The organism is Chitinophaga sp. YR627 (genome assembly GCF_900114995.1).
Classification (GTDB): Bacteria; Bacteroidota; Bacteroidia; order Chitinophagales; family Chitinophagaceae; genus Chitinophaga.
In genome coordinates this window covers 183,425-207,771 of record NZ_FOUX01000002.1, presented here as the reverse complement: position 1 = coordinate 207,771, position 24,347 = coordinate 183,425, and the positions used below count along the sequence as shown (strand labels likewise).

Genomic DNA, 24,347 nt, shown 5'->3' with positions numbered 1-24,347 from the left:
TATGCCGGAATTACCAGATCTTCAAGTTATTAGCAAAAATCTGAATAAAATATTTGCTAATAAAAAAGTAGATAAGATATCTATTTTCAAAGATAAACGCCTCAACGCATCTGTCGAAGAATTTACCTCTACAATTGAGCATCAGAAGCTACTCAACATTGGCCGAAACGGCAAAGAGTTATTATTAGATTTTGAAAATGGCAGTCGGTTAGGAATACATTTAATGCTAAAGGGTGAGCTACATTTGTCCTCCGAGGCTAACATCAAGCATAAAGTCTTCGAATTGATATTTGAAGACCACACAGGATTCGCTGTTACTGACTTTATGGGACAGGCGAAACCTATATTGAATCCTGTAGAAAGTGATGTGCCGGATGCCGTAAGTGATGATTTTAATTTTAAGTATTTCAAGCCCATTCTTGCTAAAGCGATAAAAGCAAACATCAAAAAGATTCTAAAAGATCAAGATATTGTAAGAGGAATTGGTAATGCTTACATAGATGAGATATTGTGGGATGCAAGAATTTCTCCACTTTCAATCGGCTCTAAAATTCCGGATGATTGGATAGAAAAAATTATTCACTCTACAAAGAGTGTTTTAGCAGAAGCTGTAAAGCAGATAGAAAATATTTCTCCGAATATTATTTCTGGAGAGGAGAGGAGTTTTCTGAAAGTTCATACTTCTAAACCTGAAACACCTACGGGATATAAAATAACTGTTATTGAACTCGAGGCAAAGAAAACTTATTTTACAGAGGAACAGATATTATTTCAATGAGGATTTGTCGGTTGTCAGAATAGCTAATTAGACAAAATTAATTAGTTCGTCTGGAATGAAATGTACATTTAGAGGCTAATTGTAAGTATTTTCTATAATTGGAAGAGTCGTTATGGAGGTGTGGAAGTTTCAGATGTAAAGTGTTTAAGGGATCTGGAGGAAGAATATGCTGGTCTGAAGCGGATGTATGCTGATGTGTTACTGGATAATCAGCTTCTTAAAGATCTCTTCACGAAAAAGGCTGGGTCCTGCCACTAAAAGACAAATAGCAGATGAGCTGGCTAGTGAAGAAGGTATTTCTGTGAATAGTGCCTGCAGAATTATATCCTTTCCAGGATCTCAATTTTATTACAGTAGCCGTAAGAATGATAATGCAGTTATTACGGCATTGCAGGAACTGGCATTTAAGCATCATAATTGCGGCTTCAGGATGTTTTATTTGTGTAGGGCAGGTCATAATGGAATCATAAACGGATTTGCCGTGTTTATAAGCTATTATAACTAGGCTCAGAGCAGACCTTGACAATATTAAAAAGCAAAGGAACCGCCTCAATTACTTTTGAGACGGCTTCTTTCCGCTTTAGTGCCCAATAGTGGTATATTTTACGAATCAATTTATTTTGATTATGAGTAAGTTGTACTAATTATGAAGCATGATTCCTCTTGTTTGTTTTAACTTTTGACATCTACTCTGCAAGAATATTTTCAAGCAAATTAATGACGCGTACGCTTATTTTTCAGTATATATGTATATGAATGATAATGTGTTGAAATGCTTTGATGTTTTATTTTGTTGTATTTTAGAGCTCTATAGTATTTAACTCTAAGTAACCCCCGGATCCACTTATGTTATTTAATTTGAGTGAAAAACAGCGAGAGGCCTTATTGGCAAAAGATAAAAGATTATTGATATTAGCCGGGGCCGGTTCTGGAAAGACAAATACGCTTATCCAAAAGATCTTGTATACACTCCAAAAACCTAAAATAAGATCATCTAATATTCTTACAATTACATTTACAAAGAACGCGGCAAACGAAGTGGTTGATCGCCTCATACTTGCCTATGATGCCAAAGGGATATACAAGAATTTTCTCAGCGATAAGAAGATATCCAAAGAAGAAAAGGATGACGAGCGGGGTCGGCAGGTCAAGAGTAATCCTCATCTAGAGAGTATTACGGTTAAAACATTTCATGCATTTTGTTATCAAATATTAAAAGAGGCTAGTGGAAGTTCTTTTGATAATAAATTTCGCGTTTTAACAGATAATGATGGCGATGGCCTGAAAGTAAATATTAAAGATGCAATACAAGAGAAACCTAATGACATATTCGCGAAGGTATTGAAGGATAAGTGTAAATCGACTCAATACTTGTTGGATCTAAAGAGGTATATCCTGGACTTTTGCGTAGATGTAAATCACTTCAGAAGACCTGCAAAATCGTCTACAAATACTTATCCATATTATTATACTGCACTCCGTGGACATAGAGTGAGATCCAAATCAGAAAGAGATATTGCAGATTGGCTATACAGACGAAATATTAAGTATGAGTATGAAAAGGAAATCAATTTAGTAGGATTTAGTTTTAAACCAGATTTCTATATACCACAAGCTGATCTATATATTGAACATGTGAGTGGTATTAGCTATAATACTACGAATAAAGATAGGGAGTTTGAGATTGCAGGTAGAAATCATGTTAAAACTTATGAGTCAATAATGGAAGACTCTTCTTTGTTCAATTTAAGAATGGAAGAGATTCTAAAAGATAGATTATCAATTTCTAGCTCACAAGTTGCATCTTTGAAATTTGACGAGGAATTTAGAACATACCATGATAAAGTATTTGATTTTATTAAGATGACGCATAGAGCTATGTCTATGATAAAATCAGGTCCAGATTCCTTCGAAGAGATATCGGAAAAGGCATCAAAGCATCAGCATGAAAGGGTACGTATGTTTTATAAGTTGGCAATTCCTATCATGAAGGGGTATAAGGAATATTGTGTAGATAAATCGTATCTGGACTTTGATGATCTCCTTATAGAAGCAATCAATTTGCTGGAGAATAATGTAGGTGTTCGGAAAGCTTATCATGATCGTTTGAAATATATTTTAGTAGATGAATTCCAAGATGTAAATGCGTTGCAAGTAAAGTTGATAAATCTTCTTCTTAATACAGAAACTCAATTATTTTGCGTTGGGGATGACTGGCAAAGTATTTACGGTTTTCGTGGATCTGATGTGGAGTATATTGTTAATTTTAATCAATATTTTAACGCTGCGAAGATCATAAAATTAGATGTAAACTATAGAAATAATGAGGCTATTGTAGGAGCGAGCAATGAAGTGATCAAGAACAACAAGTTTAAAATTGATAAGAATATAGTTGCTCACAAAGAAACGCGAAACAAAATTCAAATATTTAGGGCATTGGAGGCTGGTGTTGACGATGTAGCGTACTTATTGGAAAAGGTGAAGCAATTGATAGATAGAGGATATAATGGTGAAGATATTCTGATTTTATATCCACGATCCAAAATGTTGAAGCCCTATGCAGAAGCCTTAAAGATGGAAGGGATGAGAGTAACTACAAAAACCATACATGCATCTAAAGGTCTTGAAGCGAAGGCCGTATTCGTTATAGGTCTCAAAGATGGAGTCGGTGGATTTCCGGAAATCTGGTTAGATGATTCGGTATTTACAGTGATTAAAGATGTGGAATATGACATGTTGATGGAAGAACAACGTCGTCTGTTTTATGTGGCACTGACAAGGGCAAAAGAGGAACTATATCTTATTACTGTCAATAAATGCGAGTCTGCTTTTATTGACGAAATTCCATCTAGATTTTATATAAATGATGGTGACATAGCTGACAATACCACGAATACAATATTGGTATGTATTCAATGTAACTCAGAACTTAAAAAGGCTTTTAAGTTCTGTCCAGAATGTGGGCATGATGTGAGTAACGGAAGCCTAAAATAGACCTCAAATTAGTGTAGACATCTTTTAATTTTCTCAGGTTTTCAAAGAGTGGAGTCAGACCACACTAAAAAGCAAAAGGTCGGAGAATACTCCGACCTTTTGCTTTTTAGTGCCCAGAACTGGATTCGAACCAGCACACCCTTGCGAGCGCTGCGACCTGAACACAGTGCGTCTACCAATTTCGCCATCTGGGCAACTGATTTCCGTGTCAGGGAGTGCAAATGTAGAAACTTTTTTAAAACCAACAAATTTTTTTTAGAAATCAGCCTTTAACAACCCTAATCTAAACCTCCCAAACACCTCCGCAACCCTTACCTGTCCGCTACCATCTACCATTTCCCCTGTAAAAATATTTTTCCATTTTCGGGGAGCTCCCGCCGGCAATAACACGGTAGCATCTTCCGCCGAAGAGAACAGCGGCACAATCACCACCACCCAATCCTGTCTATACACCCTTGCATAAGCTACAACCTGATCGCTATTCGTCTGCAAAGGGAGATAATCCCCATCCTGAAAAAGCGTCGCATGCGCACGCCGGAAGTTTAAAGCCTTCCAGGTTACAAACAACTTCTCCAACCCACTACGCTTATTCTCAGAAAGATATTCAAAGAAATCAGGCTGTTGCTCACGGGCAATGATATCATCCAGATACTGCTTCCGCATATTGTAATTCACCGGGCGACGGTTATCCGGATCCACATAACTATGATCCCAAAGTTCACAACCCTGATAGATATCCGGAATGCCGGGGGCAGTAATTTTAATCAACACCTGTGCAAGCGTGGCTGCGAATGCCTGTTCATCGACAGTGTCAACTAAACGGCGTATGCTATCAGGAAAACTTTCATCCGTCAACAGCCGCTGTACAAAGCTAACAGCATTGTCCTCATATACTTTTTCAGGAGCAGACCATGCCGTATTCACCTTCGCCTCCCGCAGTGCTTTAATCAGATACTGTTGCAACCGCTCAGTGTATTCAGAAGTAACAACCCCATCTACCGGAAACCCGGAAATAACCGACTGATAAATAAAATACTCATCATTCAGTGTCAGGCCGCTATTGGGAAATTGCTCCCGCCACAGCATAAACTGCTCTTTCCATACAGAAGGATGCAGCGATAGCATATTCAGCCGCATACGACCGTCTTCTCCCCGTTTTGTATCATGGGTGGAGGTTGTATTCAGTGAACCGGGGGTATGCTGCTGACGGGCAGCTAATCGCTGATGGAAGGTGTCAATGGAAAAGTTAGCTGTCGCCGGACTATCACCCACCTCATTATGTGAAAGCAACGCATTGTATACGTAGAAAGTAGTGTCTTCAACTCCTTTCGCCGTCACCGGACCGGTAAACTGCATCAGCCGCTGAAGGAACAACAACCGGTTACGGGCTCTCTCCGCATCTGGAATATCCTCCCATAAAGCTTCCAGTATCCCTATCTCAGTTTCCGCCCGGCGATTCATCGCCCGTATACGGGCAAAAGTATTTTGGATGATCTCCCGGGAATAGTCATCAATTGGGAATTGTCCCGGATAGAGCCGATATACCGGCAGACAAACAATAAACAACGCAATCGCTTCCTTCAGCTGTTCCCTGTTAGTGCGCGCATCAGCCAGTTTAAGCGCATAACAGTAGCGTATGAGGTTCTCCCATTCTCCGCTCATATATCGCTCTAAAATGAGTCTTTTCTTCTCATAAACGATATCCTGGTAAGCCGGTTGCGCTGGTAATAATTCCTGGTACCAGGCAGCCAGCTCTTTTTCTCCTGCTTTATTTGTCAACAGATGATTGGTAAAAGACAGAAATTCATAACCACTCGTTCCCTGCAATGCCCAGTCGGGAGGTAAAACCTCTTCGTGTTCCAGAATCTTCTCCGCTATAGTGTAGCAATTACTCCCAAATAATACCCGCAGCCGCTGAATATAGGTTGCCGGGTCACGCAGACCATCTATATGATCGATGCGTAACCCCTGTATCAGCTCCTCCCGGTATAGACTATGTAAAAAAGTATGATATTCATCAAACACCGCCTGTGACTCCATGCTCAGTGTGATCAGTTCATTGACCGTAAAGAATCGCCGGTAATTGATCTGTTGATCTGCTTTCTGCCAGCTGCAAAGATGATAGTATTGTTGTCTCATTACTTGCAGCAAAACAGCCTTATCATTACTGATCCGCATCGCAATACCCTCCAGTACCGGTCTGTTTGCAGTCGCATATAATTCCCGCTTTACCTCCGTCCAGTCTTTCAGTGCAATCCCTTTTGTGGCCTGCTGATATAAATTGTCAAATAACCCGGTTACCGGCAGGGCATCACTATCCTTTAATACAGCCTGTAGTACCTCATACGCGGAAATCGACAAAGGGAAAGTCTGTTCAAAATAATTTATCTCCAATCCCTTATCGGTATACACCAGCTTTATTTCCCCCTCCGCAATACAATCCTCCAGGTCTTTTCCCAGGAAAGGTGTCATCAGCTTACCAGCCAGATCAGGAGAGGGATGCTGCCAGTCGATGTCAAAATATTCGTAATAAGGTGACAAAGGCCCCCGTTCCATTACATCATACAACCGATGATTACTCATGTGAAAAGCCATATGATTGGGCACAATATCCTGCAGCCAGTTCATCTCCTTTTCCTGCAGTATCTTTTTAATTTCCCGCAATTGTTCAATGCTGCCAATAGCAGGATTGATCGCATGTGGATCAGTCACATCATACCCATGCAGACTGCCCGGTGAAGCTGTGAAAATAGGAGATGCGTAGACAGTGGAAATACCCAGTTTGTCCAGATAGTCCAGATTATCTTTCAGATCAGTAAATGTAAAATCGCCATGCAATTGCAGACGGTAAGTAGAAGAAGGTGCATTATATGATTTCATAAACGATAGCTGAGAATGGTTGTATTGAGATAGCTTCAGAAGTAGTCGCCTGGTCAGGAGTCGTACTGCCCGGTCCATGCCAGATAGCAGCGGCAGAGTCAAACTTTTTCCATAATTCCCCTGACCCTGTATATTGATAGGTTACTGCATGATCACTAAAATTGAAGAGTAACAACAGCCGGTCATCATTCTCCGATCGTTCTACCAGCAGCAGCTGTTCCTCCGCCTGTGGAATCTGGACTTTTACCCCATCTCGTGCGGTATTCAGCATAGCTTGTCTCGTCCTGCGAAATGCGATCAGAAAGCGGTAGAGTTCCATCAAAGCAGCCGCATTATCTGTTTTGGTATGCCAGCTGAGCGTGGAGTTATTAAAAGTCTCCACGGACTGCGGCTCGGGCACTTCTCCTTCCCAGGCAAAGGAGGCAAATTCCTCCCTGCGGCCATTCGTAACCGCCTCAATAAGGTCCTTGTCACTATGACTGGTAAAGAACTGAAAAGGATTGGTCTCACCATACTCTTCTCCCATAAACAATAAAGGAATGTGCGGTGATAACAACACCACAGCGGCGGCCAGTTTCTGCGCCTCAAAAGACAGTTGCGTCGTCAGCCTGTCCCCCAGCATCCTGTTGCCTATCTGATCATGGTTTTGCGCAAACACAACAAACTGATGGTAATCATTCTCCGAAGGGGCCACACCAAAATGCCTTTTTCGCACGCCGGAATATTCTCCGGTAAAGACATATGAATCCTGGTAAGACTTCGCCATTGGTGCCAATCCGCCGAAATCTGCATAATAGCCGTTTACCTCGCCGGTCAACAGACTATGCAGCGCATGATGAAACTCATCTATCCATTGACCATGCATCCCATAACCGCCTTTCTCCCTTGGCGTGATGTACCGCGGACTATTCAGATCAATCTCCGCAATCAGAAATTTCTTTTTACCGGAAGACGCCTGTAAGGCATCTACCAAAGCAGACAACTCCGACGTAAAATGATGTGCTCCACAATCCCATATCGCATGCACTGCATCCATTCTTAAGCCATCTATATGAAACTCATCCAGCCACATCAGCGCATTCTGAATATAATAAGCCCTGACTGCATCACACCAGGCGTCATCAAAATTAAGTGCTGGGCCCCAGGGCGTTTTATACTTATCCGTAAACCACGGCCCATATTGTGCAAAATAGTTTCCCTCTGGTCCCAGGTGATTGTACACCACATCCAGTATCACAGCGATCCCATGCTGATGGGCAGCATTGACCAGTGCCTTTAATCCGTTAACGCCTCCATAGGAGTGCTGCACGGCAAACGGATAAACGCCATCATATCCCCAGTTACGATCTCCCGGAAACTGGGCCACGGGCATAAGCTCTATAGCAGTGATCCCCAACGACCGGAGATACCCCAATTTGTCAATAATGCCCTGGAAATCGTGGGTCTGGGAAAATGTGCCGGTATGTAACTCATAAATGATCAGTTCACGCAACTCGAGGCCCACCCAGCTATTATCCGTCCATTCAAAATCCGTGTTAACTACTTCGGATGGCCCATGTACACCTTCCGGCTGATAACGGGATGCCGGATCGGGTAAGGTGCTTACTTCATCGAGTATATATTTGTATCGTGTACCTGCGGATAGGCCTTCTATCGTAGTATGCCAGTAGCCTTTATCATCCCGTTGCATAGGATAGACCTGCGGCTCCGGTTGTATCACTGATAATGCAACCTGCTGACGAAATGGAGCCCAGACACTGAATTTACATGTATTGTCGGACTGCAAAGCAGCCCCTGCAAAAGGATAAATATTTGCCAAAGTTTTTTGAGAGAGAAACTGAAAATAATATGCCAGCGATATGCTTCGCACAATTATCATCTATCAGCCTGATCATGTGGAAATTATGCGGCACAATTTCTACAGTATGGGCCTAAAAAAAACCTTTGTCCCGGCTTTCACACAGCAGATTGAACTGTGCAGGGTTTTTGCTAAGTATATGTCATTAACCCGAAAGTAGATCTATCTATGTCAAGTAAAGTAAAGGACACAAACTGGTGGAAAGAATCGATCATATATCAGATCTATCCATGGAGTTTTAAAGACAGTAATGGTGACGGCATCGGAGATCTGCAGGGTATCATATCCAAACTCGACTATATCCAGAGTCTGGGTGTTGATATGGTGTGGCTGAATCCCATTTACAAGTCTCCAAACGATGACAATGGTTATGATATCAGCGACTATTATGATATCATGAAGGAAGTGGGAACCATGGACGATTTTGACGCTTTATTGCACGGGCTGCATGATAGAAAGATCCGTCTTATGATGGACATCGTTGTCAACCATACCAGCGACGAACATCCCTGGTTTCAGGAAGCAAAACAGTCCCGGCAAAGCCCTTATTATAACTATTACCATTGGTGGCCTGCTGAAAAAGGGAAACCACCCCGCCGCTATAGTCACTTCGACGCTACCGGTAGCGCATGGACATACAATAAAGCAACTGACTCCTACTATCTTCATTACTTCTCCGAGAAAATGCCCGACCTCAATTGGGAAAATTCGGAGACGCGTAAGGCCATATACGCCATTATGAACTTTTGGTTTGATAAAGGTGTAGACGGGTTTAGAATGGATGCTATCTGTTATATCTCAAAAGATACCCAATGGCCGGATGTGGAAAAGTTAGTAGCTGAAAAGTACCAGCATGACTGGGCTGGTTATTACGCACACGGTCCGCATTTACATGAATACTTACAGGAAATGCACCGTGAAACGCTGAACCGACCGGACGTCACTACACTGGCAGAAGCCTCCGGTATCACAAAAGAGGAAGCCCTGGATTTTGTAAAAGAAGACAGGAAAGAACTGCACATGTTGTATCACTTCGAGGGCGTCCAGTTAGGATTTGCCAAAGAAGGATACAAACGTCTCGATCCTAAAGGGCTTGACCTCCGCCAGCTAAAACAGTTATACACTGAATGGGACAGGATCTTTGAACTGGATGGCTGGGGAACCATCTATCTGGGAAATCACGATCAGCCACGTATGGTAACCCGCTGGGGAAATGATGATGAGCAATTCCGTGAGATCTCTTCCAAAATGCTGATCACTTTTCTGCTCACCATGAGAGCAACACCAATTTTCTACTATGGTGATGAACTCGGTATGACAAATATCCGCTTTGAGAAGATAGAAGACTACCGTGATATCGAGACCATCAACATGTATAAATACATCCAGAGTCAGGGTGGTGATGTGGCACATTTTCTGAAAGATGCAGCACTCACCGGAAGAGATAATGGTCGCACGCCTTTTCAATGGGATGAATCTCCCAATGCTGGTTTTACAACCGGTAAACCCTGGCTGAAGATCAATGAAAATTACAAATTGATCAACGCCGCTCAGCAGGATAGGGATGAACGCTCCATTCTGCAATACTTCCGTCAACTGGTACTGTTGCGTAAGCATAAACCAGTGTTGATTCATGGTAAATATGAATTACTGGATGCTGATCATCCACAGGTATATACCTACACCCGTACACTGGATCAGGAGAAAATGCTGATCGTTCTCAACTTTTCAAAAGAAGAGGTGTTGTACACATTGCCGTTTGTGCTCGACATCGGTACTGAACCACTTGTGAATAATATGCTCTCCTTTAAGCTCGAGAATGATACTGTAACACTTGCTCCTTATCAGGCATTGGTCTTCGGACCACTGCCGACAGACTTGCCGCCTTTGCAGGACGAGGAACAGGCTTTTGCTGAAGACCTGCCGCTTGAGAAAATAAAAGAAGAAAACTCAAGCCTGGAATCAAATGAACTTGCTATCTGACAAATGATTAACTAAACATACTCCATGCTATCCCTTCCTTAACGCGGGAAGGGATAGTGGGAGGCCAACCATGTGCTATGAACCAGACTGTAGTATATCCGGGCAGTCCCTATCCGTTAGGGGCCACCTGGGACGGAAAAGGAGTAAATTTCGCCCTCTATGCAGATAACGCAACCGGTGTTGAACTCTGCCTGTTTAACACAACCGCAGACGAGGCTGAAGCCGTTAAAATAAAGATCAAAGAACGTTCTCACCAGGTATGGCACTGTTACATACCCGATATAAAACCCGGCCAGTTGTATGGTTACCGCGTACATGGTCCATACGAACCACAAAATGGTCATCGCTTCAACGCAAAGAAATTATTGATAGATCCATACGCCAAAGCAATCGCTGGTACCATCGATTGGAGTGACGCGCTATTCGGATATAAAATGGGTGACGCCGAAGAAGACCTCAGCTTTAGTGATGTAGATAGTGTACCCTTTATTCCCAAGAGTGTGGTGATCGACCAGTCCTTTGACTGGGAAGGCGACCGCGCTCCCAGGATCGCATACAATGAATCCATCATCTACGAAGCACATGTAAAGGGCTTTACAAAGCTGCACCCTGATATCCCGGAAGATATCCGGGGCACTTATGCCGGTATGGCTCATCCCGTGACTATCAATTACCTGAAGGAATTAGGAATTACGGCTATTGAACTAATGCCGGTGCATCACTTTGTAGCAGACAGACACCTGGTGGACCGCGGACTGACTAATTACTGGGGTTATAATACCATCGGTTTTTTTGCGCCGGATGCCCGCTACGCAGCTGGTGGCGTACTGGGGGAACAGGTCACCGAATTCAAACAACTGGTCAAAACACTCCATCAGGCAGGTATCGAAGTGATCCTGGATGTGGTGTACAATCACACGGGGGAAGGGAATCAGATGGGGCCGACCTTGTCTTTCCGGGGAATAGACAATGCGTCTTACTATCGCCTGACGGAAGACAAACGCTATTACATGGACTATACCGGCACGGGGAATACCCTGAACGCCTACCTGCCTAACGTACTACGCCTGGTGATGGACAGCCTGCGTTACTGGATTCAGGAAATGCATGTAGATGGCTTCCGCTTTGACCTGGCCTCTACACTGGCCCGTGAACTACATGAAGTGAATAACCTGAGCGCCTTCTTTGACATCGTCTACCAGGACCCGGTGATCTCTCAGGTAAAACTGATCGCAGAACCCTGGGATATCGGTGAAGGTGGCTACCAGGTAGGAAAATTCCCTCCCGGCTGGGCAGAATGGAATGGCAAATACCGTGATTGTATCCGCGACTACTGGAGAGGGGCCGATAGTATGCTGGGCGAATTTGCCGAACGTTTTACCGGTAGCTCCGATCTGTATAAGAATGACTACCGGAGTCCGACAGCCAGTATCAACTTCGTAACAGCACACGATGGTTTTACCCTGCGGGATCTGGTATCCTACAATGATAAACATAACGAGGCAAATCTCGACGATAACAGAGATGGGGAAGATCATAACCGTTCCTGGAACTGTGGGGCTGAAGGTCTTACGGATGATGAGGGAATAATGGCGCTGAGGAGCCGTCAGCAACGTAATTTCTTTGCAACACTCCTCCTGTCACAGGGCGTGCCGATGATAGTCGCAGGGGATGAACTGGGTCGCACACAAAAAGGAAATAATAACGGCTATTGCCAGGATAATGAAATATCATGGGTGAACTGGCAGCAGATCGATAATGAGCTGTTACAGTTTACCCGGCAGCTGATAGCCCTGAGAAGGGCACACCCTGCCTTCTGTCGCAGACGCTGGTTCCAGGGACAACCGATTAAAGGAATAGGACTGGAGGATATCGCCTGGTTCCTGCCAGATGGCTCGGAAATGTCAGATGAGCATTGGAGCCATGATTTCGCAAAGTCCATGGCAGTCTTCTTTAACGGGAAAGGATTACACAATAGCGGACCAAAAGGTGAGCAGATCGTGGATGATAGCTTTTATATCATTTTCAATGCACACTATGAGCCGCTTGACTTCACCCTGCCCCTGGAAAAGTATGGTCATACCTGGACAAAAGTCCTGGATACCCGTGATCTTCAGGTCACAGAGCGGGAAGAAGTATTAAAAGCACAGGAAACGATTAATGTAGACGCGCGCTCAGTGATGGTGCTTCGCCATAAACTGATGCATTAAGTCATCAATTGATAAAATACATGAATTCTATGCTGCTCCCCGGCAATTGTACCATCTTCTCATGGTGCAGGCCGATCTTGTTCAGCAGGGCAATGGCATGGTTATTCTTTTCCGTTGTAATAGCAGCAACCCGGGACAGTTTCAAGGTGGTAAGGGCATAGTCTTTTATCGCATTGGCTGCTTCATAGGCATACCCTTTACCAGTGTAATTGGGCAGAAATGCAAACCCTATATCTACCTCTTCCAAACCATCTCTTTTTATCAGACCCGTCATCCCGATAGGCGTTTTATCCGTTTTTAGTGCCACCAGGTATAATCCGAAACCATACTGGTCATAACTGGCCAATGGTCCATTGATCAGGTAATTACGGGCGTCATGCAGGCCTCTGACATTCCTGTCGCCGATATAAATCAGCCAGGTAGGAGAATTAAGCAAATGGAATATAAAGGGCGCGTCATCAATGGTAAATCGACGGACTTGCAGGCGTGCTGTTTCGCAGATAAGCATAGTACTGTTTCTAGAAGTTCTTAAAATGACAGCTATTAAGTAAGTTAGCAAAAAAAATGCTAGATGGTTAAGTATACCGCAACCATATTGAAATTTGAGCAGCAGGGAGAGAAAACAGGATGGACATATGTTATTGTACCGGAAGATATCGCACAGGAGATAAAACCAGGCAACAGAAAGATATTTCGGGTAAAAGGAAAGCTGGACAAGTACGCGATAGAAGCGACCGCAGTGATGCCCATGGGAGATGGTTCCTTTATACTGCCCCTGAACGCAGCAATGCGCAAAGGAATTGCCAAAAAGGTAGGAGCTAAAGTTGAAATACAGCTGAAAGAGGACGATAATCCCGATCCGGTTACTTCTCCCGAATTCATGGAATGCCTGCAGGATGAGCCGGAAGCCCTGGCGTTCTTTAAGACACTGACCAAAGGGCATCAGAACTATTTCCTGAAATGGATAGAGACGGCCAAAACCGAACCGACCAAAGCCAAACGTATTGCAGAGTCTATTACCGGACTGGCCCGTAAGCAGGATTATCCGGCAATGATCCGATTCAACAAAGGAAAATAGTACCTTCGCGGCAAAATAAAGCGATTACATGTATAAAGTAGGTGAATACAACCTGTTAAGGGTAAAGAAAGAAAGCGAATACGGTCTGTTCCTGGATGGGGGCGATCAGGAGATCCTGATGCCTAAACGTTTCGTACCTGCCGGCGCCCAAAAAGGAGATGAACTCAAAGTATTCATTTATCACGATTCGGAAAACCGCTTGACAGCCACCAACCAGGAGCCATATGGGATAGTAGGCGATATAGTGAACCTGAAAGCAACCGGCGTAACAGAACAGGGCGCGTTCCTCGACTGGGGATTGATGAAAGACCTGTTTGTGCCAGCATCCAAACAGATCAGCAAAATGCATCCCGGACAGGATTACCTGGTAAAGATCTACCTGGATGAACTAACCAACCGCGTAGCCGCTACTGAAAAAATAGATCCTTACTTAAGCAATGAGAATCTTACTGTGAAAGAACTGGACATGGTAGACATGATCGTTTACCGCCGTTCTGAAATAGGGTTCATTGTTATTATCAATAATCAACATACCGGTGTACTGCACTACAGCGAAGTATTCGGTACTCTGGATATAGGTGATAAACTCAAAGGATTCATTAAATCCATTAAAAGAGAAAAGATCGATGTGGTAGTGGGTAAACCAGGCTATGACAGAGTAGAGACTGAAGCTGATAAGATCCTGCGACTGCTGAAAGAAAATGATGGCTATCTGCCTTACCATGATAAATCCGATCCTGAAGAGATCTATGAATTCTTCAGCATGAGTAAAAAGACCTTCAAAATGACTACGGGCGCCCTGTATAAACAACGTAAGATCATCTTCACACAGACGGGTATTAAACTGATCGATGAAGAATAAAATAGTAGAAAAGAGGATGCAAACGCATCCTCTTTTTGTTTGTATAACCCTCCAATCAGGTCGCTGCATATTCACCATATGAATATCTGATAACTCCCATAGCAAAGGTTCTCCACCATACATTTCCCTGTTATAACACATGCTGTTTATCTATTGCATATCAGCCTACTGTGTTTCAGCTGATCACACTGCGAAAAAAAAGTAATCGTTTGCGTGGTACCCTTGGGGTACTTACACGACAAATATGTTGGCCTGACTCGGCGGAGTCCGGTGAACCGTACCTTTTAGTCTATGATAAACCTTAAATAACACCCTCAAATGAAAATCCATTACACAAACCGGTTGTGCATTCCACAAAGCATGCGTCAACTAAGACTATTCTGTACACTTTTGCTGCTGCTCCTCTGTCTGGGCGCAGAGCACGCATTTTCCCAGCTGTCCCGTCTGCGGGCAGATGGAAAACGTATCGTCAACGCCAGTAACCAGGAAGTGATCTTTAAAGGGATCAACGTAGGTGGCTGGTTGTTGCAGGAAGGATATATGATCAAACCTTCTTTCTCTGGTGGCGGTACACAGTGGTCCATCAAAAAACGCCTCTATGACCAGGGGCAGAGCGACGCCGCAGTAGAAGCATTTTACCAGAGCTGGCGCGACAATTTTATTACCAAAGCGGATATTGATTACCTGGCTTCCCAGGGCTTTAACAGTGTTCGCCTGCCATTGCACTATGACCTCTTTCTGACAGCCGCACAGCGGGCAGTAAGAAATGGCGTAGCGCGCAATGCATCAACTTACAACAGCTATGTAAGTTCGCTGACCTCCTGGTACAACAGTAACCAGTTGTTCAACGATCAGAACCTGGAAGGTTTCCGCCTGACAGACAGTCTGTTGAAATGGTGTGCTGCCAACAACATGTATGTGGTGCTGGACCTGCACGCAGCTCCGGGTGCTGCTGGTACTGACGCCAACATCTCTGATGCACTGATGGGGAATGATCTCTGGAACAAACCTATCTATCAGGACATCACCGTACGCTTATGGCAGCGTATCTCTGCACGTTACATTAATGACGACCGTGTAGGCTTTTATGATCTGATCAACGAACCCAATAACGTTCCGGCTAATCAGAGCATCCACGCGCTCTTTGAAAGACTGATCAACGCTATTCGCGCACAGGGTGACACACACCTGTTAATGGTGGAAGGAAATGGCTGGGGTAACCAATACAACTACCTCGAACCATTTACCTTTACCAACAGAAGTAATCTGGTGTACAATGCACACCGCTACGGTACTTCCACATCAACAACTACTACCAATGGCGATGCCAACCAGATCAACGAACTGGGTAACATCAGCAACTTCCGTAACACACACAATGTGCCGGTAGTAGTAGGAGAGACCGGAGAAAACAACAGCAACTGGCTGCGTGCCAATATCGCGGCTATGAATGCTGCCGGAGTGGGTTGGTTCCACTGGACCTACAAACGTTTTGACGGTGGCGAGAATGCCGCATTGCTGCGTATTCCTCCGCCGTACCTGATGGATGGCGCTGGCAATATGAGCGCTGTATTGAACAACATCAGATTTGTCAACAACGTAAAGAACACAAACACGATCGCTGCTGTAGCGCCAGGCAGAAGTTCTGCTAATGCACCTATCGGTAAAACGATCTGGCTGCAGGGCTTTAACGGTAAATACGTTAACTCAAGGAACGGCCAGGGCGCCATGTGGTGCGATTCCGATACGCCACAGGCATGGGAACTCTTTGCTGTGGTAGATGCGGGCAATGGTAAGATCGCGCTCAGAGGTAACAACGGTATGTATGTTTCTTCTGAGAACGGTGAGCAGGCAATTACCTGTAACAGACCGACTATCCAGGGCTGGGAAGCATTTGACTGGCTCGAAACGGCTGACGGCAAGGTAAGTCTCAGAGGCAGCAACGGGCTGTTTGTCTCCTCTGAGAACGGTGCTGCTGCGATGACCTGCACCCGTCCTACTGCGAGTGGCTGGGAAGCATTCGGTTATAGCGTAGTAGGGAACGCGCAGGATGTTCCTGATCAGGATGGACCAACTGCGGCCCCAGGTCAGTTTAAAGTTGTAGGTTACTGGCCTGGATGGGCGGGTAGTCCGAGCACCAGCAAAGTACCTTATAACAAACTGACAAACATAAACTATGCATTCCTCCTGCCAAACAACGACGGTACTTTACAGGGACTGGACAATCCAACCGCATTACGCGCGCTGGTAACCCAGTCACACGCTGCCGGTGTTAAAGTATCGATCTCTATCGGCGGATGGAACAATGGTAACGATCAGGGCTTCGAAAACCTGGCACGTAACGCATCTACCCGTACCACTTTCGTAAACGCGGTGATCGCATTCGTAAACCAGTATGGCCTGGATGGCGCTGATATTGACTGGGAATATCCTGACAATGGCGCTTCTGCTAATAACTATGTATTGCTGATGACAGAACTTTCCACTCAGCTGCATAGCCGTGGCAAACTGCTCACAGCTGCTGTAGTAGGTGAAAACGGTGGAAGTATCCTGGCCAGCGTATTCCCGCTGGTAGATTACCTGACTCTGATGGCATATGATGAAAACGAATATCAGCACTCTACCTATAGTTATGCACAGCGTTCGCTGAACTACTGGAGGGGTCGTGGGTTGCCAAAAGAAAAAGCCATCCTGGGTGTACCATTCTATGGTCGTCCGAGCTGGGAATCTTACGCACAGCTGCTGGCAAGAGGCGCAAGTCCAAATGCAGACACTTACCAGGGTGTAGGATACAACGGTATCCCTACTATTAAGGCGAAAACTAACCTGGCATTCGATCAGGGTGGTGGTATCATGATCTGGGAACTGTCACAGGATGTTACTGGCGCTAACTCCCTCCTGAACGCGATCAACCAGGTTGTGTTAGAGAGAGGTGATACCACAGTAACGAACCCGAATCCGGATCCGACCACGGCGCCTATCGGTAAAACGATCTGGTTGCAGGGCTTTAACGGCAAATACGTTAACTCAAGAAACGGACAGGGTGCAATGTGGTGCGAGTCAGATATTCAGCAGGCATGGGAACTCTTTACGGTGATAGATGCGGGCAATGGTAAGATCGCGCTGAGAGGTAACAACGGTATGTATGTTTCTTCTGAGAATGGCGAACAGGCCATCACCTGTAACAGACCGGCTATCGACGGATGGGAAGTGTTTGACTGGATCAGCAACAGTGATGGTTCCGTCTCCCTCCGTGGCAACAATGGCATGTATGTTTCTTCTGAAAATGGAGAACAGGCGATGACCTGCAACAGACCGGCTATTGATGGATGGGAAAGATTCAACTGGGCAGCAGCATCTGCATTGACAGCCTCTTCGATCGCTGCCGTACAACAGGAGAAATCAGCGATGAGTATTGCTGCGAATGGCAGTCTGCTGGTATATCCTAATCCGGTAATGAAGGGAAGTACCCTGACCGTTAACGTGAAAAAATACAATGCAGCCGCTCCGGTACATGTATCAGTAGTGGATGTGAATAAGCGGGTAGTAGCTTATAAGAAAGCCAACGCCGCAGTCGTGACAGTATCTACTGGCAATATGGCCAGTGGTTTCTATATACTGACTGTTACCAATGGTAATAACATATTTACCAGCAAGGTACTGATTCAGTAACCATATAACACGGGAAGGGCTGCCTTCAGGCAGTCCTTCCTTCAAACAGATGTGTACGAGGCAGGAAACGGTAAATGATCATCATGTAATCAAGTGTTTTTTATATAAACCGTCACTGGTTGAAAGTCCGGTGATCTTTTCCCTCAAATTAACCGTTTAATTATGCGTAAACACTTCTACTGTTTACTGGCAATGTTTGCCAGCTGCCTCGTATCTCCTCTGTCACAGGTACAGGCCCAGACAACTCCTGCAACCTGGCAGGAACATTGGTTTGAACACGTGCAGCTATTGCAGCGTGTCTACCTGGATAATGACCTGGCGCTCTATTATGACAATGATGTGAGCCGCTCTGTCACCTGGCCCAATCAGTTCCTCTCAGACGTATGGCGGTATACCAAAAAGACATACGGTTCCTTTGGTACCGAACCACAGCTGTATGCCGTCATGCATGCCAACAAATACAGCGGTGGTCACCCTTCTACTTACTTTGATGCCAGCCACGATTTCAGAAATGTGATCGACGCAGGTCCGGGTAACTGGACAGGGGCTACAGAAGGTGACCATAACCTGCTGACGCATGAAGTCGGACATATTGTGGAAATCGGCTCTAAAAACACGCATGGCTCTCCTGCTTTTGGTATCTGGGGAGACAGTAAATGGGCAGAGATCTACATTTATGACGTCTACAAAGGTCTGGGATTGACTACCTACCAAAACTCAGTCTACACGCAATTCACAGCAGGCAGGGATAATTTCCCAAGAGCCAATACCGCCTGGTTCAGGGACTGGTTTTATCCAATCTACAATCAGTATGGCGGTACACAGGTGTTAAACCGTTATTTCGTACAGGTAGCGCTCTATTTCTCCCGTACTGGCTCCGAATACAACGGCGGCATGAACATGGGCGAATTTGTACATTTCTGGAGCGGAGCTGCAGGTGTAAACCTGAAGTCACTGGCAACGACAGCATTCGGCTGGACCAGCGAATATGAAACACAATTCGTACAGGCACAGCAGAAATATCCCTTTACTTATAGCACACCTAAGCCAATTGCTGCCAGTCTGTTCCAGGATATCAATTACGGTGGTTACGGCGTATACCTGCCGGAAGGCAATTACAACCTGACCACCCTCAGAGCCTACGGTGCAAGGAATGACGATGTCACCTCGCTGAAAGTAGCTGCCGGCTACAGAGTCACTTTCTACATGGATGACAACTTCACCGGTTCTTCCAAAGTATTTACTGCGGATGCGGCTTCCATGGAAGCCGGCTGGAATGACCAGGTGTCTTCTATCAGAGTGGAAAAACTGGCTGCTGCCACAGTAAGCGTAGCACCTGAAGAAAAAGACGGTTTATCCCTATCGTCGGACAAAGGACTGGTAGTATTCCCGAACCCTGTCAGCAGAGGTACTTCCCTGACGGTAAGGGTAACGGAATATGACGCCAAAGCGCCACTGAAAGTATCGCTGGTAGATGTGAATAAAACGCCGGTGGTACACCAGACCGCCAATGCAGCAACTGTATCAGTAAATACAGGGAATGTAGCGGGTGGTGTATATGTGTTGGTAGTTACAAACGGTACTAAGTATTACACAAAGAAGGTAGTGATTCAGTAGTATTCGGCTCCCTATATATATGCAAAAAGGCGTCCCGCGTAAGCGGACGCCTTTTGCTTTTGATTTCATCCTTTCTTACTTGCCTGTTTTAACGTGCTTCAGTTCAGCGCCTTCTCTTATTTCTTCGTTAGCGGCGGCCAGAATGGTGTCGCCTTCGTTGAGATTGCCATAGATTTCAATTTTACCATCAGCTTCGCGGCCGGTTTGCACCTGTACTCTTTCCGCTTTGCCGTTTGTTACCCTTACCACGAATACATTCACTGTAGAATTCACCACCGCTGCTTTTGGTACCAGGAAGGTGCTATCAGCCGCATCCATCGGAATATTCACTTCCGCGATCATTCCCGGTAACAGCTTTTTATCATTGTTGATCACATCCATTTCAATACGCTGTGAACGCAGACGGGCATCCAGTGCGCCGGAAAGACGGTTCACCTTCGCTGTGAACTGCTGACCGGTAAATGCCTTCACATTGAACTTCACCTCACTGCTGCTGTTCAGATACGCAGTATAAGATTCCGGAACAGAGATCACCAGACGGAGTTTCTTTTGCTCCTGAAGGGTAAATAAAGGCAATTCAGAGCCTTTCCCTGTCGGACCAACATAAGCGCCCGCACTTACATTTCTCGCGCTGATAACGCCTGAAAATGGTGCTCTGATCTCCAGGTAGTTCCTGTTGTCAGAGATTTCCCTGTAAGCTGCCTTACCGGCATCCCATTGTGCCAGGTCTGACTTCATACGAGCCTGCGCTATATCCAGGTCGTTTTTGGAAACGGTACCGGGTGTCAGACTGGTATTATACAAACGGTCGTAATTGGCTTTACTGGCCAGGTATACCGCCTCCTGTGATTTGATCCGGGATTCAGCTCCGGCCAGCTGAGAACTGATCTCAGGTGCTTCCATAGTAGCCAGCAGCTGCCCCTGACTTACCTCCGTACCCACATCTACATGCAGTTTCTTTACGAAGCTGCTCACCTTTGCATAGATATCTACCTGCTGGTAAGCGATCAGCTCACCGGGAAGTTGCAGAGAAGAAGTGAGTTTACCTTTCTGCAGGGATATTGCTGCAACAGCAGCTTCCTCCTGTGCGGTTTCTTTATTTTCTGATTTACCTTCTGTGTGGCTACAGCTGCTGAAAAACAGTGTGGCAGGTAAACTTATTGTGATAGCAAGTGCTTTAAGACTGTTCATATTATTCGTGTAAGGATGGTACATAGTTTTTACTTTCTTTATCTTCCGGATCGAGTGATACCGATTGGGTGGTTGCTTTACCCTGCGCCCATGCAAATACCAGTGGTAAGATAAACAGGGTGCTGAAGGTAGAGGCGATCAGGCCGCCGATCACCGCACGTCCCAGGGGAGAGGTCTGGTCGCCGGATTCACCCAGGCCGCTGGCCATTGGGATCATACCTGCCACCATCGCAAGACTCGTCATCAGGATAGGACGGAGACGCAAACCTACTGCTTCTTTCGCGGAAAGTAGTGCATTACCATTCTCCAGACGCAACTGCTCCGCATTCGTGATCAGTAACACCGCATTCGATATCGATACGCCCACTGACATGATGATACCCATGTAAGACTGCAGGTTCAGCGTAGAGCCGGTCAGCAGCAGCAATGTCAGGGATCCGATCAGTACCGCCGGTACAGATGCCAGTACCACTGCAGATACTTTGAATGACTGGAAGTTAGCCGCCAGCATCAGGAAGATCACCACGATCGCTACAAGCAAACCTGATTGTAAGCTGTCCAGTGTTTCAGTCAGTGTAGAACTCAGACCGATCAGTTCCACGTTCAGACCACGTGGCAGTTCGCCCAGCGAGTTGATCGCTTTCTGTACATCCGCAGACGCTGTACCCAGGTCAATGTTGTTCGTATTGGCAGTAACAGACAAACTTGGAATCGCGCCAAGGTTATCGGCCTCTCCATAAGTTGTATCTGGTACGATAGTCGCCACATCGCCCAGTACCGGTCTGCTGGAGTTTCTCAGCAGCGGTATCTCATTGATGGACTGTATATCCGTCATCTTGTTTTCCGGTACCTGTACCTGTACACTATAACTCAGGTTGGATTTCTCATCGATCCAGATGTTCTTCTCTGTGTAACGGGAGGAAGAAGTGGAAGCTGTCAGTGAACGGGATATATCGCTCACATCCACACCCAGCTGTGCCGCACGGATACGGTCAATATTCACTCGCAGGGAAGGATATTTGGTAGACTGTCCCAACTGCACATCTCTCAGGTATGAGATCTGGTTCAGTTTAGTGATCAGCTTCGCGGCAAACTGCTCGTTCAGCTGTTTATTCCTACCTGTGAACCTTACTTCGATCGGAGTAGGAGAACCCTGGCTCAGGATCTTGTCTGTCAGTTCGATTGGTTCGAAAGATGGTTTCACACCAGGCAGTTCTTTTTTCATTTCTGCCCTGATCTTATCTTTCAGCTCATCCATATTCACCTTGTAATCCTCTTCCAATGCTACCTGGATGACTGCTTCCTGCGGACCAGGCATAAACAGATAGATCGGACTGATGGAGAACTGACCCGGGTGCTGACCCACATAAGCAGAAGAAATAGACACATGCTCCGGACCTACAATACGTTTGATCGCATCGATCGTCTTAATAGTGATCTCTTCTGTTTTCTCTGCCCTGGTACCTTCCGGTGCACGCAGACGCAGCTGGAACTGACTACCATTACCGCGTGGTAATACGTCACGTCCGATACTATTGATCAACAAGGCTACCAGCGCAATACCTGCCACCAGATAAACAGTTACGATCAGCTTACGTGCCGGCATCACCCTGTTCATAAAGCGCATAAAGCGGTTACGTACACGCTCAAAGCCGCTTACCTTACCATTATTATCAAAATCAGCTCTTTCTATCAGTTCTTTTTTATCATGATGAGGAACTGGTTCTCCTGCTTTATGATGTACGTGGTCCTTCATCAGCCAGTTGGCCATGATCGGTACGAAAGTCTGTGCCAGGAAGTAAGAAATGATCATCGCAAAACCGATCGCCAGTGCCAGCGGCAGGAACAGTGAACCTGGGATACCACCCATGGTGAACGCTGGTGCAAATACCGCCAGGATACAGAACAGGATCAGCAGTTTCGGGAAAGCGATCTCCTTACACGCATCCCATATGGCCAGCCCCTTCGGCTTACCCATGTCAAGGTGCTGGTGTATATTTTCTATCGTCACCGTACTCTCATCCACCAATATCCCAATCGCCAGTGCCAGACCACTCAATGTCATGATGTTGATAGTCTGCCCCGCGAGTTTCAGACACAATACCGCCGCAATGATGGACGTCGGGATGGTCAGGATCACGATTAATGCACCTCTTGGGTCACCCAGGAACAACAGTACCATCAAACCTGTCAGTACCGCACCGATCGTACCTTCACTGATCAGACTTTTTACGGAGTTGATCACATATACGGACTGGTCAAATTCATAGCTCAGCTTTACGTCTTCCGGCAAAAGTGCCTGGAATTTAGGTAATGCGGCCTTCAGTTTCTGCACCACTTCCCAGGTGGATGCATCACCTGATTTAGCTACACTGAGGTATACGGAACGGCGTCCGTTTACAAGGGCATAACCGGCAGTTACGTCAGCGCCATCTTCTACACTCGCCACATCGCGCAGATAGAGGTTCTGTACGCCGCCTTTAAAGAGTGGGATATTTTCGAAATCTTTTACCGTTCTGATAGCGGTGTTGGCAGGTGTGATATAGTTCACATCGCCGATACGCACGTTACCGGAAGGAGAAGTCTGGTTGTTGATACGCAGTGCTTCTACCAGCTGGTCAGGCGTCAGATTGTGAGAACGCAGCAACTCCGGGTCTGCTTTGATCACCACAGTACGCAAGTTACCACCGAATGGAGGTGCCGATACCAGACCAGGGATCTGTGTAAAGGATGCACGCACATAAGTATTAGCGAGGTCCAGCAGTTCGTTATTACCACGTTTTTCACTGCTTAATACCAGTTCGCCCACAGGCAGGGTAGAAGCGTCAAAACGGATAATGAACGGTGGCTGTGAACCGGGAGGGAAGATAGCCTGGATACGGTTACAGAATGCACTGAGCTCTGCCTGTGCCTGCGCCATGTTCGTGCCCGGATAAAAACTCACCTTAATGAGGGTCAGACCCTGTATGTTTTTGGTCTCAATCGCCTTGATACCATTTACATAAAGTAATATGTTGATGTACTGTTTACCGAAGTAGGCTTCCATCTGGGTAGGAGTGTATCCGCCAAAAGGGTGCGCGATGTACATCACCGGCAGGTCCAGTTTGGGGAAGATGTCCACCTTGATCGTTCTTACGGCGCCTATACCGAAGAAGAACAGGGCAGCCACTATTACCAGTATGGATATTGGTTTGCGTAATGCTGATCTTATCAGGTTCATTTAA

General features: G+C 45.6%; 13 protein-coding genes, 1 tRNA gene and 1 pseudogene. 9 read left to right on the top strand and 6 right to left on the bottom strand.

Features of this window, described 5'->3' with window-relative positions:
- Nucleotide 1: 1 nt before the first annotated feature.
- From BMZ72_RS09525 to BMZ72_RS09515, 3 genes and pseudogenes are all read left to right on the top strand, one after another.
- The gene (locus tag BMZ72_RS09525) at nucleotides 2–778 is read left to right on the top strand and encodes a DNA-formamidopyrimidine glycosylase family protein (RefSeq protein ID WP_089807638.1); all 777 of its coding nucleotides are present in this window, start codon (nucleotides 2–4) and stop codon (nucleotides 776–778) included.
- Between the two features lie 90 nt (nucleotides 779–868).
- Nucleotides 869–1,276 (top strand): annotated as a pseudogene (locus BMZ72_RS09520) (IS3 family transposase); the annotation flags it as partial.
- Nucleotides 1,277–1,624: 348 nt separating this feature from the next.
- The gene (locus BMZ72_RS09515) at nucleotides 1,625–3,772 is read left to right on the top strand and encodes a UvrD-helicase domain-containing protein (RefSeq protein ID WP_089807635.1); all 2,148 of its coding nucleotides are present in this window, start codon (nucleotides 1,625–1,627) and stop codon (nucleotides 3,770–3,772) included.
- Between the two features lie 110 nt (nucleotides 3,773–3,882).
- Here the strand turns inward: BMZ72_RS09515 and BMZ72_RS09510 are convergent.
- From BMZ72_RS09510 to treZ, 3 genes are all read right to left on the bottom strand, one after another.
- Nucleotides 3,883–3,966 (bottom strand) — tRNA-Leu (locus BMZ72_RS09510).
- 61 nt (nucleotides 3,967–4,027) lie between these two features.
- Nucleotides 4,028–6,652, bottom strand: a complete 2,625-nt coding sequence (treY, locus tag BMZ72_RS09505) for a malto-oligosyltrehalose synthase (protein ID WP_177222736.1) — start codon at nucleotides 6,650–6,652, stop codon at nucleotides 4,028–4,030.
- Nucleotides 6,639–8,471: a malto-oligosyltrehalose trehalohydrolase gene (gene treZ / locus BMZ72_RS09500; protein WP_089807631.1), complete on the bottom strand. Its 1,833-nt coding sequence runs from the start codon at nucleotides 8,469–8,471 to the stop codon at nucleotides 6,639–6,641. The genes treY and treZ overlap by 14 nt, the downstream gene beginning before the upstream one ends.
- A 207-nt stretch (nucleotides 8,472–8,678) precedes the next feature.
- Here treZ and BMZ72_RS09495 point away from each other — a divergent pair, with 207 nt between their 5' ends.
- Together BMZ72_RS09495 and glgX are read left to right on the top strand one after the other, a co-directional pair.
- The gene (locus BMZ72_RS09495; RefSeq protein ID WP_089807629.1) at nucleotides 8,679–10,493 is read left to right on the top strand and encodes a glycoside hydrolase family 13 protein; all 1,815 of its coding nucleotides are present in this window, start codon (nucleotides 8,679–8,681) and stop codon (nucleotides 10,491–10,493) included.
- Between the two features lie 77 nt (nucleotides 10,494–10,570).
- Entirely contained in the window at nucleotides 10,571–12,703 is a 2,133-nt protein-coding gene (gene glgX / locus BMZ72_RS09490; RefSeq protein ID WP_089807627.1) for a glycogen debranching protein GlgX, read from the top strand.
- A gap of 4 nt (nucleotides 12,704–12,707) precedes the next feature.
- On the opposite strand, the gene BMZ72_RS09485 is transcribed toward glgX, so the two are convergent.
- Nucleotides 12,708–13,211 (bottom strand): GNAT family N-acetyltransferase, encoded by a 504-nt coding sequence (locus BMZ72_RS09485; RefSeq protein WP_089807625.1) that lies wholly within the window; start codon nucleotides 13,209–13,211, stop codon nucleotides 12,708–12,710.
- Between the two features lie 63 nt (nucleotides 13,212–13,274).
- Between BMZ72_RS09485 and BMZ72_RS09480 the strand changes: the two genes are divergently transcribed.
- The 4 genes from BMZ72_RS09480 (at nucleotide 13,275) to BMZ72_RS09465 (ending at nucleotide 19,932) form a co-directional block, all read left to right on the top strand.
- A complete protein-coding gene (locus BMZ72_RS09480; protein ID WP_089807623.1) occupies nucleotides 13,275–13,781 on the top strand; it encodes a YdeI/OmpD-associated family protein in 507 nt (168 codons plus the stop codon).
- A gap of 28 nt (nucleotides 13,782–13,809) precedes the next feature.
- Complete coding sequence (locus tag BMZ72_RS09475) at nucleotides 13,810–14,643, top strand: CvfB family protein (RefSeq protein WP_089807621.1); 834 nt, start codon at nucleotides 13,810–13,812, stop codon at nucleotides 14,641–14,643.
- A 360-nt stretch (nucleotides 14,644–15,003) separates the two neighbouring features.
- The gene (locus BMZ72_RS09470; RefSeq protein WP_089807619.1) at nucleotides 15,004–18,315 is read left to right on the top strand and encodes a glycosyl hydrolase family 18 protein; all 3,312 of its coding nucleotides are present in this window, start codon (nucleotides 15,004–15,006) and stop codon (nucleotides 18,313–18,315) included.
- A 162-nt stretch (nucleotides 18,316–18,477) separates the two neighbouring features.
- The gene (locus BMZ72_RS09465; protein ID WP_089807618.1) at nucleotides 18,478–19,932 is read left to right on the top strand and encodes a T9SS type A sorting domain-containing protein; all 1,455 of its coding nucleotides are present in this window, start codon (nucleotides 18,478–18,480) and stop codon (nucleotides 19,930–19,932) included.
- A gap of 75 nt (nucleotides 19,933–20,007) precedes the next feature.
- Here the strand turns inward: BMZ72_RS09465 and BMZ72_RS09460 are convergent, their stop codons facing one another.
- Complete coding sequence (locus BMZ72_RS09460; protein WP_255373157.1) at nucleotides 20,008–21,123, bottom strand: efflux RND transporter periplasmic adaptor subunit; 1,116 nt, start codon at nucleotides 21,121–21,123, stop codon at nucleotides 20,008–20,010.
- Between the two features lies 1 nt (nucleotide 21,124).
- Nucleotides 21,125–24,343, bottom strand: a complete 3,219-nt coding sequence (locus BMZ72_RS09455; RefSeq protein WP_089807614.1) for an efflux RND transporter permease subunit — start codon at nucleotides 24,341–24,343, stop codon at nucleotides 21,125–21,127.
- Between the last annotated feature and the right edge of the window lie 4 nt (nucleotides 24,344–24,347).

What these genes read in the sequence shown, in the direction of transcription:
- BMZ72_RS09525 (WP_089807638.1), top strand. Translation starts at nt 2, where the DNA reads ATGCCGGAATTACCAGATCTTCAAGTTATTAGCAAAAATCTGAATAAA.
- BMZ72_RS09515 (WP_089807635.1), top strand. Translation starts at nt 1,625, where the DNA reads ATGTTATTTAATTTGAGTGAAAAACAGCGAGAGGCCTTATTGGCAAAA.
- treY (WP_177222736.1), bottom strand. Translation starts at nt 6,652, where the DNA reads ATGAAATCATATAATGCACCTTCTTCTACTTACCGTCTGCAATTGCAT.
- BMZ72_RS09495 (WP_089807629.1), top strand. Translation starts at nt 8,679, where the DNA reads ATGTCAAGTAAAGTAAAGGACACAAACTGGTGGAAAGAATCGATCATA.
- glgX (WP_089807627.1), top strand. Translation starts at nt 10,571, where the DNA reads ATGAACCAGACTGTAGTATATCCGGGCAGTCCCTATCCGTTAGGGGCC.
- BMZ72_RS09485 (WP_089807625.1), bottom strand. Translation starts at nt 13,211, where the DNA reads ATGCTTATCTGCGAAACAGCACGCCTGCAAGTCCGTCGATTTACCATT.
- BMZ72_RS09480 (WP_089807623.1), top strand. Translation starts at nt 13,275, where the DNA reads ATGGTTAAGTATACCGCAACCATATTGAAATTTGAGCAGCAGGGAGAG.
- BMZ72_RS09475 (WP_089807621.1), top strand. Translation starts at nt 13,810, where the DNA reads ATGTATAAAGTAGGTGAATACAACCTGTTAAGGGTAAAGAAAGAAAGC.
- BMZ72_RS09470 (WP_089807619.1), top strand. Translation starts at nt 15,004, where the DNA reads ATGCGTCAACTAAGACTATTCTGTACACTTTTGCTGCTGCTCCTCTGT.
- BMZ72_RS09465 (WP_089807618.1), top strand. Translation starts at nt 18,478, where the DNA reads ATGCGTAAACACTTCTACTGTTTACTGGCAATGTTTGCCAGCTGCCTC.
- BMZ72_RS09460 (WP_255373157.1), bottom strand. Translation starts at nt 21,123, where the DNA reads ATGAACAGTCTTAAAGCACTTGCTATCACAATAAGTTTACCTGCCACA.
- BMZ72_RS09455 (WP_089807614.1), bottom strand. Translation starts at nt 24,343, where the DNA reads ATGAACCTGATAAGATCAGCATTACGCAAACCAATATCCATACTGGTA.